Raw genomic sequence first — 8899 nt, 5'->3', positions numbered from 1 at the left:
GCCGGACCCGCAAGGCCGTCGCCAAGGCGGTCGCCGCGGAGATTCCGACGCAGGCCACCGAGGAGCCGGCGCGGGAGGCCAAGCCGCGTCGCCGTACCCGTAAGGCCACGGCGGCCGTCGAGGTCGCCGAGGGCTGATCCGGCACACGACAAGCGACGGCCCGGTCCCTGATGAGGACCGGGCCGTCGCCTTTCCCGGGTGCCGCGCCGCGGTCTGCGTACGCGCACGCCTCCGAGACGCTCCCGCCCATCCACAGCACAGCGCGCGGCACCGCGCCCGGTAGCCTCTCCCCATGAGCAGGCCCGCCACCTTCGTCCCGCCTCCCGGTGCCCGTGCGTACTCGCTGCGGACCGCGCGCGGGGAGTTCGCCGTCATCGACGCTCCCGTGGCCGACGGGGTCGAGCCCCGAGGGCTGGCGCTGTTGCTGCCGGGCTTCACCGGGAGCAAGGAGGACTTCAATCCGCTGCACGTGCCGCTCGCGCGCCGCGGGTACCGGACCGTGGCCGTCGACGGGCGCGGCCAGTACGAGTCGGACGGGCCCGACACCGACGAATCGGCTTATGCCCAGCAGGAATTGGCGCGGGACGTGCTGGCGCAGGCGGCGGCGCTCGGGGAGCCGGTGCATCTGCTGGGGCACTCCCTCGGCGGGCAGATCTCGCGCGCGGCCGTACTCCTCGACCACGCACCCTTCCGGTCGCTCACCCTCATGGCCTCCGGCCCCGCGCAGATCTCGGAATCCCAGCAGCAGCGCGTGAAGCTGCTGCGGGACGCGCTCGCGGTGATGACCATGGGCCAGGTGTGGGACGCGATGCGGGCGATGGAGACGCCCGAGGAGACCGAGACGGCGGCGCTCGACGGCGGCCTCGACGACCGGGACGACCTGCAGCGCCGCTGGCTGGGCACCAAGCCCGCCCAACTCATCGCCACCGGACGCCAGTTGTGCGCGGAACCGGACCGTGTCACGGAACTGGCCGCGCTGCCGCTGCCGTTCCACGTCCTGTCCGGCGCACGGGACGACACCTGGCCGCTGCAGCTGCTGGACGACATGGCGGTACGGCTGAACGCACGGCGGACGGTGATCGAGAACGCCGAGCACTCCCCCAACACCGACCAGCCCCTCGCCACGGCCCGCGCGATCGCCGACTTCTGGGACAGCGCCGCCGGACAGGGCTAGCCGCCGGACAGGGCCGGCGCCGCCGGACCAGGACCAGTGGCGTCGGACAGGGCTAGTACTGCGTCTGCAGATGGTCCCAGAAGCCGTCCCGCAGGGCGCGGCGCAGGTCTGCCTGGCCGCGCAGGGAGTACTGGAGCAGGCCCTCGGCCTCGACCAGCAGGTCCTGGTCGACGGAGCCGGGGAGGTAGGGGTGGCCGGGGAGCAACTCGACCAGGGCCTCGCGGCCTCGGGAGACGAGCCACTTCGCGGCGATCTGGGCGCCGACGAAGCGGACGTCCTCGCGGGTGGGGCGGGTGCCGGCGGTGGCGTCGTACGCGGCGGCCGTGCGGCGGGAGACGTACGGCTTGAAGAACTCCAGGTCGAGGGTGCGTTGGCTGTCGACCTCCCAGAGGAGGGGTTCCGCCTGGTTGCGGCCCTCGGGGGCCTCGATGCCCCACAGGTGGACGCGGGCGCCGTAGCCCTGCGCCGCCTCGACCGCCGAGACCAGGTCCTCGTCACCGCCGAGCAGGGCAGCGTCGCTGATCGCGCGATGCCTCGCCAGTGATTCGAGGTCGCTGCGGATCAGGGAATCGACGCCCTTCTGCTGGTTGTTGGCGTTGAGGTTGCCGAGGCGGACCTTGACGTCGGGGAGTTCGGCGATGGACTGCTGCTCGGCGGTGTGGATGCGCCGGCGGGCGCCGTCGTACCAGTACACACGCAGCAGGCGGCTGTCCGCGAAGACCTGGCGGGCCCGGTCGATGAGGGCCTCGATCAGGCCCTCGGCGTCGAGATCGAAGGCCCGGCGGTCCTCGGTCCCGGCGACCAGCCGGCCCGCGGCCGCGTACAGATAGCCCGCGTCGACGAAGATCGCGTGGGTGGAGGGCGTCTTCGCCACCTCGGCGAGCATGCGTTCCAGCAGCTCGTTCGTGCGGTCGATGCGGGCGCCCAGGGCGGCCAGGTCGTCGTTCATCGCCTCCATTGTCCCGGTGGTCACGCTGCGAACACAACCGCTCCCGATCAGTCCCGCACCCTCTACTTACCGCTCGGTAATTAGTCGTTCGAAAATTTTCTTTAGCGTAGGGAATGTTTGTAACAAGAAGCAGGTTGACTACTCACGAGGCCGGAAGACACATCCGGCCCGCCAAGTAGTTCTCCGCAGGAGGATGACCAGACGAAGGGAGAAGCCATGCGCTTCGAAATCAGGCGACTCGACGAGGTCGACGGCACGACCGTGGACAGCACCGTCGTGGACGCCGCCTCCGTCAACCGGATCGTTCAGCAGGCCGCCGCCATCGGACAGCGCCTGTGGATCCGCCCGGCCGACACCCAGGCCTCGTAACGCTCACGCGCTGCGCGCCACTCAAGCTTTCCGGGGGAGCCGAGCCGACGAGGGCTCAGCTCCCCCGGATCACCTGAGTGACACCGTTGATGATCTGCTGCACGGCGATCGCGGAGAGCATCATGCCCGCGAGCCGCGTCACCAGCACGACACCGCCGTCCTTGATGACCCGGATGATCAGCAGCGAGTAGCGCATCACCAGCCACAGCACGACATGGATCGCGAGGATCGCGCTCCACACCGATACCTGCGTGGCCGCGCTGTCGGCCTTCTGCACGGCCAGGATCACGGACACGATCGCACCGGGCCCGGCCAGCAGCGGCATACCCAGGGGTACGAGCGCCACGTTCACGTCCTTGGTCTGCTTCGGCTCGTCGGTCTTGCCGGTGAGCAGGTCCAGTGCGATCAGCAGAAGCAGCAGTCCGCCCGCGATCATCAGCGCGGGGACGGAGACGTGCAGGTAGTCGAGGATCTGGTGGCCCAGGACACCGAAGGTGGCGATGACCCCGCCCGCCACGCACACGGCCTGGAAGGCCATCCGCTTCTGCACCTTGGCCGGACGGCCGGCGGTGAGGGCGAGGAAGATCGGGGTGATCCCTGGGGGATCCATGATGACAAAAAGGGTCAGAAACAGGGAGCCGAAGACGGCGATGTCGAACATGGGGGAAGTACTGGCCTTGCTGGAAAAGGGTGGACTGGGGGCGCGCGAGGGCCTCTGACGGCCTCAGGCCCCGCCGGTCCCCGGCACGGGGAACGCCCCGGTGGCCCGCCGCGTGATCTCGCCGTACACCTCGGGGTCGGTCGCGTACGCGCCCAGCGCCACGGTCTTGCGGCTGCCGTGGTAGTCCGAGGAGCCCGTGACCAGCAGATCCAGGTCCTTCGCCAGGCCCCGCAGCCGGTGGCGCGCGTCGGCGTCGTGGTCCATGTGGTCGACCTCGATGCCGTCCAGACCGGCCTCGGCCAGCTCCGCGATCCGCGCCTCCGGGACCGTACGACCGCGCTTGGCGGCGGCCGGGTGCGCGAACACACAGACCCCGCCGGCGTTCTTGACCAGCCGGATCGCCTCGAAGGGGTCGGTCTCGTGCTTCTCCACGAAGGCCCGGCCGCCGTCGGCCAGCCACTCCTCGGTGAACGCGTCGCTCACCGTCGGTACGACGCCCAGCTCGACCAGCGCCGTCGCGACATGCGGCCGCCCCACCGAACCGCCGGCCGCGATCCGCTCGACCTGCTCCCAGGTGACCGGCACGCCCAACGCGTTGAGCTTGGCGATCATGCCCTTGGCCCGCGGCACCCGGTCGTCCCGCACCAGCTCGCGCTCGGCGAGCAGCGCGGCCTCCTCGGGGTCGAAGAGATAGGCCAGCATGTGCATCGAGATGCCGTCGATCCGGCAGGACAGCTCGGCCCCGGTGACCAGGGTGAGCCCCTCGGGCACCGCGGCGATCGCCTCGGCGTGCCCACGGGTGGTGTCGTGATCGGTCAGCGCGACGACGTCCAGCCCGGCAGCGGCGGCATTGCGCACCAGCTCGGCCGGGGTGTCCGTACCGTCGGAGGCCGTGGAGTGACAGTGCAGATCGATACGCACGCAGACTCCAGGCGATGACGGACGGAAGGGGACACCTAAGGATACCGGGGTTTTCAAGCCCACTGTCACACCCGCAACCGTTCAGCGCCCCCTACGGCAGCCAACCTGAAAGGGGCGCGGGGAACTGCGCGAGCAACCCATCACAACCCGCAGCCGCCATCAGACAGCACCCGGCACCCCAGTGGGCGCTACGGCCGAAGCAAGCGCGGCGACAACGCTCCGAAGGGCACCAGATCCAGCTCCGCCCCCGCGTCCCGCAGATCGGTCAGCACCAGCTCGTCGTACATGAGCAGGCCCGCCTGCTCCGGCCACACCACCGCCCACAGCCACATGCCGAGGGCCTCACCGGCGAAGACGGCGCGGTCGTCGGGGGTGCGGTAGACGTGCCAGAGCGGGGTCGGACGGCCGACGGCCAGCACCTTGGCCTGGGGCGGCTTCTCGACGTTCATGTACGACCCCGGGTCCGGGCCGTCGATGCCCGCGTACCGCGCGCCGAGGCCGACGCCGAGCTCCTCGGCGACCAGGATGAGTTCGGCCGGGCCGCCGAGCGGGCCGGGTCCGGAGCAGGCGACGGCGGTCGCGCGGCCACCGCTGCGGTCGTCACCCGCGTAGGCCACGCCCGTGAACAGCCAGCCGACGGGCAGCGGCCAGGGCATCCACAACGGCACGTGTGTGCGGTGCACGACGGCGCTGAGGGCTTCGACACTGGGCGGGATCACGGGCTGCAGCGGATACACCGTGCCGTGCACATCGCACTGCCACGCGTCGGCGAAGAGACCGGGCGCCCTGACCCGGCCACCGCACCTCGGGCAACTGGGTTCGCCCCTCATAGGGCTCCACGGTCCTACCCCCGAACGCCCACGTCAAGGACGATCACCCGTCCGGCAAACCCGATGCCATCTACATCGATCTATTGCGCAGTCGGGTTCACGGGCATCGGCCCGGTCGGCCCGGTCCCGCCGCCGGCCGCGCGGGGCCGCACGACACCGCGGACGGCGTCGCCGTCTTTGCCAACTGGCCGAGTCCGGCCCTGCGTTGGTGAGATCGGTCACCTCCGGATCAGTCGAGCGGGACCGACCTGCGGGCGGGATCCCTCAGGTCCGTCCCGTTCGCGAGCCACCGCTCCTGGAGGGCCTGGGCGCCGTGCACCCGCTTCCAGGCGGCCTCGTTCGGGGTCATCGGCAGCAGCGGCAGGAACCGTACGGGCTCCATCGGGTCGTCCAGCTCCAGGTCCTCGACCAGGCCGCCGGGCTCCCCCACCAGGACCGAGGTGAAGGGGGCGCCGGGCCACAGCGGGTCACCGACGTCCAGGGAGGCGCCCGGGGTCACGACCAGGCCCTCCACCTGCGGGGAGGCGGCCAGCACGGCCAGCGGCCGGAGCACCTTGTCGGTGTCGGCGAGGCCCGCGCGGACGGACAGGACCAGCTCGGCGCGGGGGCCCTTGACCGGGTCGGCGAGCATCGCGGTGGGGTCGGTCATGGGGTGCGCGGACATGCCGAGGGTGGCGTACCGCACGACGTCTCCCTCCTGGAACCGGAGCACCTCGATGCGGTCCGTGCCGAGGAAGGTGACGGCGGCGCGCGCGTCCGGCTCGCCCAGCGCGGTGGTCAACCGTGCTTCGACCAGAGGAAGAACATCAACCATGCCGTGAGCATAGAACTCGTCAGTAGCGGGCAAAGGTGCGCCTTGACACATCGGGCGGCTGCTACGCTGAGCCGGTGGTTCGGGACAGCACGCAGAAGCGTCGCTATCGAGTCCCGACGCCGATGAGACTCCCTTACGAGGGACCGGCCGGAGGAGGTGGGGCTGTCATGGATCGAAGTCGACCGTGCAGTACCACTCGCTCTTCCGCCCGTTGATGTAGTCACTGGCTGGTTTCCGGCTGCTCTACGCCTTCCCGTGCGCGTTGCCCTTCGGAAGAGCACTTCGTTTCGCTTTACCTGATCCGCCTGATCATCCGATCCGTCTGATCACCCGATCCGCCGATCGCATCAGTTCTGCATCAGTAGCGAAGTCGCCACCGCAACGGTGCGGTGCTCCCCGCTTTGTGGACGTGCCAAACATCCCGCAGTCAGGACGTCCCCATTCCGGGTAGTTCCACCCGTCGCCGGCGGTCTTTCGTTGCCTGTCGCGAAGGAGCCTGCCCATGTCGATGATCCGCGACCTGCGCGCCGCGGTCCGTCCGTCCCGCGTCTCGCTGCGCAAGCCCACGAGCGCGTCGTACGACACCACCCGCGACCCCGCCACCCCGTCGGCCGTGGTCGACTGCGCCGTCTACCGCGACGGCGTCCGCGTGCGCAACGACAAGCCGCTCGGCCCGCACGAGGCGATGCAGCTGGTGCGGCGCGACGGCGGCTTCGTGTGGATCGGTCTGCACGAGCCGACCGAGGCCGAATTCGCCGGTATCGCCAGCGTGTTCGGGCTGCACCCGCTGGCCGTGGAGGACGCGGTGCAGGCGCACCAGCGGCCCAAGCTGGAGCGGTACGACGACTCGCTCTTCACCGTCTTCAAGACCATCCACTACGTCGAGCACGACCGGCTCACCGCCAACAGCGAGGTCGTGGAGACCGGCGAGGTCATGTGCTTCACCGGCCGGGACTTCTTCATCACCGTCCGGCACGGCGGCCAGGGCTCGCTGCGGGCGCTGCGCCACCGGCTGCAGGACGACCCTGAGCTGCTCGCCAAGGGCCCCTCGGCGGTGCTGCACGCGATCGCGGACCACGTCGTGGACGGCTACATCGCGGTCGCCGACGCGGTGCAGGACGACATCGACGAGGTGGAGACCGAGGTCTTCTCGCCGGGCCGCAAGGGCGGGGTCTCCCGTGGTGTGGACTCGGCGCGGATCTACCAACTCAAGCGTGAGGTACTGGAGTTCAAGCGCGCGGTGGCTCCCCTGCTGCGCCCGATGCAGCTGCTGAGCGAGCGGCCGATGCGGCTGATCGACCCGGACATCCAGAAGTACTTCCGGGACGTCGCCGACCACCTCGCCCGGGTGCAGGAGCAGGTGCTGGGCTTCGACGAACTCCTCAACTCCATCCTCCAGGCCAACCTGGCGCAGGCGTCCGTCGCGCAGAACGAGGACATGCGCAAGATCACCGCCTGGGCCGCGATCATCGCCGTGCCGACGATGGTGACCGGGGTGTACGGGATGAACTTCGACCACATGCCCGAGCTGCACTGGAAGTACGGCTACCCGCTGGTCCTGGGCGTCACCATCGCCATGTGTGTGGGCATCCACCGGGTGCTGAAGCGCAACGGCTGGCTGTGAGCGGGCGCTGGATAGGCTGGGCGCATGACAAGCGAGCTGCTCGACCGGGCCCTCATCGAGGAGGCCTGCAAGAAGTCCGGCCTCATCTGGGTCAGGGGCGCCGGGGCCTCCGCCGCGCGTGCGCTGTGGCACGTGTGGCACGAGGGCGCGGTGTGCCTGGTCGGGGGCGGGCCCGGTGAGCAGCCCCTGGAGGGGCTGGCCGACGGGGGCACCGCCGAGGTGACGGTGCGCAGCAAGGACAAGGGCGGGCGGCTGGTGACGTTCCCCGCGACCGTGTCCGAGCTGCCCTCCGGCTCCGAGGAGTGGCAGGCGGCCGTCGCCGAGCTGAAGGGCAAGCGCCTGAACGCCCCCGACGGCGAGGAGATGCCGGCCCGCTGGGCCCGCGAGTGCCGGGTGCTGCGCCTGGTTCCGGCGGGGTCCGGGGTGCCGTTGCCTGCCGGCAGCCTGGCGGAGGCTCCTGTGCCGACGCCGGCGACCACGCGCCGACCGGTGCCGGCGGGCCTGCCGAAGCTTCTCGCCAAGCGCCGGAAGGGACGGTAGCGCCGAACCCTGCTCAGCCCACCCCTGAGCGGACCCACCCGAACGCCTACGACGCCGGCAGCTGCTGCCCGTAGTCCACGGTCTCACCCTTCGCGGGCTCGGCGACAGCGAAGTCCTTACCCCAGTCCGAGAAGCTGAGCGTGCCCGCGCCGCCGCCGCGGACCAGGCGGAGGGGATACGGGGTGCCCTCGAGGGAGACGTCGAGGCTGCCGCCGGAGCCCTTGTCGCCGGTGATGCGGATGGTGCGGGTACCCGCGTCGTCGTGGTGGCCGTCCGTCGCCAGTGTTCCGTGCAGGCTGAGCAGTCCGCCGAGGAGGACGTCCTTGTCCGTGAAGCCGCTGAACTTCCGGTACGCGGGATCGCCCTGCGGCACCTTCACATACTTGCCGTTCAGCTTCTCGCCCGCGCCGTCGGCGCCGTTCTTGCCGCCGGCCTGGTTCCAGAAGTCCGCGTCGGCCTTCAGATACAGCTGCTTCCCGACCCGCAGCAGCTTGAAGGTCGCCCCCTTCGAGGTCACGGAGCCGGTCCCGCCGTCGGCCTTCAGCCGCATGTCCAGCTGGTACGTGCGGCCGCTGGTGACCACGGTGCCGGACAGCCGTACCGCCGACGCCCCCTGGGCGGCCGACCGGGTCTTCGCCTGGATCTTGTCGGCGGGCAGCTTGCCCACGCCGTTCGTCCCCGCGTCCGGATCCTCGGCGCCGCACCCGGTCAACACCGCCGTCCCCGTCACGGCGCCGACGCAGATCGCGGCGACCAGCGCGGCCCGGCGGGTACGGCCCTGGGGAATCGCAGTCACAGGTGGGGTCGCCTTTCTGACGGTTCCTGAGCGGTGCACGGCAGCGTACCGGTGCCCCGGCCACCCGGCGGAGCCAGTCCGTCCGGACCCCCCACCGGGGCGTGTTCGACCGGTAGGGGCTAGCCTGAAGCGCACCCGAGCGGGCAAATCCGAGCAATTCACCGATCCATTCACAAAGAATGCGGAACACCCCACCAAAGGGCGATTCCCAGGCCACATCA

The 8899-nt window shown here is 70.5% G+C and carries 10 protein-coding genes; 4 read left to right on the top strand and 6 right to left on the bottom strand.

What is annotated here, in order from left to right:
- The first annotated feature begins 292 nt into the window (after positions 1-292).
- On the top strand, positions 293-1174 hold the full coding sequence (locus ACZ5NH_RS14590; RefSeq protein WP_468775229.1) for an alpha/beta fold hydrolase: 882 nt from the start codon (positions 293-295) through the stop codon (positions 1172-1174).
- A gap of 52 nt (positions 1175-1226) precedes the next feature.
- On the opposite strand, the gene ACZ5NH_RS14585 is transcribed toward ACZ5NH_RS14590, so the two are convergent.
- Complete coding sequence (locus ACZ5NH_RS14585; protein ID WP_388621064.1) at positions 1227-2132, bottom strand: NYN domain-containing protein; 906 nt, start codon at positions 2130-2132, stop codon at positions 1227-1229.
- Positions 2133-2339: 207 nt separating this feature from the next.
- Here ACZ5NH_RS14585 and ACZ5NH_RS14580 point away from each other — a divergent pair, with 207 nt between their 5' ends.
- Positions 2340-2492 carry a hypothetical protein gene (locus ACZ5NH_RS14580; RefSeq protein WP_163010686.1) on the top strand — a complete coding sequence of 51 codons (153 nt, stop codon included), beginning with the start codon at positions 2340-2342 and terminating at the stop codon, positions 2490-2492.
- 55 nt (positions 2493-2547) lie between these two features.
- Here the strand turns inward: ACZ5NH_RS14580 and ACZ5NH_RS14575 are convergent, their stop codons facing one another.
- The 4 genes from ACZ5NH_RS14575 to ACZ5NH_RS14560 all read right to left on the bottom strand — a co-directional run bounded on the left by ACZ5NH_RS14575 (position 2548) and on the right by ACZ5NH_RS14560 (position 5718).
- The gene (locus ACZ5NH_RS14575) at positions 2548-3153 is read right to left on the bottom strand and encodes a MarC family protein (RefSeq protein ID WP_451555343.1); all 606 of its coding nucleotides are present in this window, start codon (positions 3151-3153) and stop codon (positions 2548-2550) included.
- A 63-nt stretch (positions 3154-3216) separates the two neighbouring features.
- On the bottom strand, positions 3217-4074 hold the full coding sequence (locus ACZ5NH_RS14570) for a PHP domain-containing protein (RefSeq protein WP_468775226.1): 858 nt from the start codon (positions 4072-4074) through the stop codon (positions 3217-3219).
- Positions 4075-4262: 188 nt separating this feature from the next.
- Positions 4263-4904, bottom strand: coding sequence for a DUF6758 family protein (locus ACZ5NH_RS14565; protein WP_388620510.1), 642 nt, complete (start codon positions 4902-4904; stop codon positions 4263-4265).
- Positions 4905-5133: 229 nt separating this feature from the next.
- Positions 5134-5718 carry a suppressor of fused domain protein gene (locus ACZ5NH_RS14560; RefSeq protein ID WP_451002485.1) on the bottom strand — a complete coding sequence of 195 codons (585 nt, stop codon included), beginning with the start codon at positions 5716-5718 and terminating at the stop codon, positions 5134-5136.
- 502 nt (positions 5719-6220) lie between these two features.
- Here ACZ5NH_RS14560 and ACZ5NH_RS14555 point away from each other — a divergent pair.
- Both ACZ5NH_RS14555 and ACZ5NH_RS14550 read left to right on the top strand, forming a co-directional pair.
- Positions 6221-7342, top strand: a complete 1122-nt coding sequence (locus ACZ5NH_RS14555; RefSeq protein WP_468775224.1) for a magnesium and cobalt transport protein CorA — start codon at positions 6221-6223, stop codon at positions 7340-7342.
- A 24-nt stretch (positions 7343-7366) separates the two neighbouring features.
- Positions 7367-7882, top strand: a complete 516-nt coding sequence (locus ACZ5NH_RS14550; protein ID WP_388620502.1) for a hypothetical protein — start codon at positions 7367-7369, stop codon at positions 7880-7882.
- Between the two features lie 46 nt (positions 7883-7928).
- On the opposite strand, the gene ACZ5NH_RS14545 is transcribed toward ACZ5NH_RS14550, so the two are convergent.
- Positions 7929-8678: a hypothetical protein gene (locus ACZ5NH_RS14545; RefSeq protein ID WP_468775222.1), complete on the bottom strand. Its 750-nt coding sequence runs from the start codon at positions 8676-8678 to the stop codon at positions 7929-7931.
- Positions 8679-8899: the final 221 nt, after the last annotated feature.

Source organism: Streptomyces sp. NPDC031426 (genome assembly GCF_055581585.1).
The sequence above is the reverse complement of the archived record's forward strand: the minus strand, read 5'-3'. Positions and strand labels throughout refer to the sequence as shown.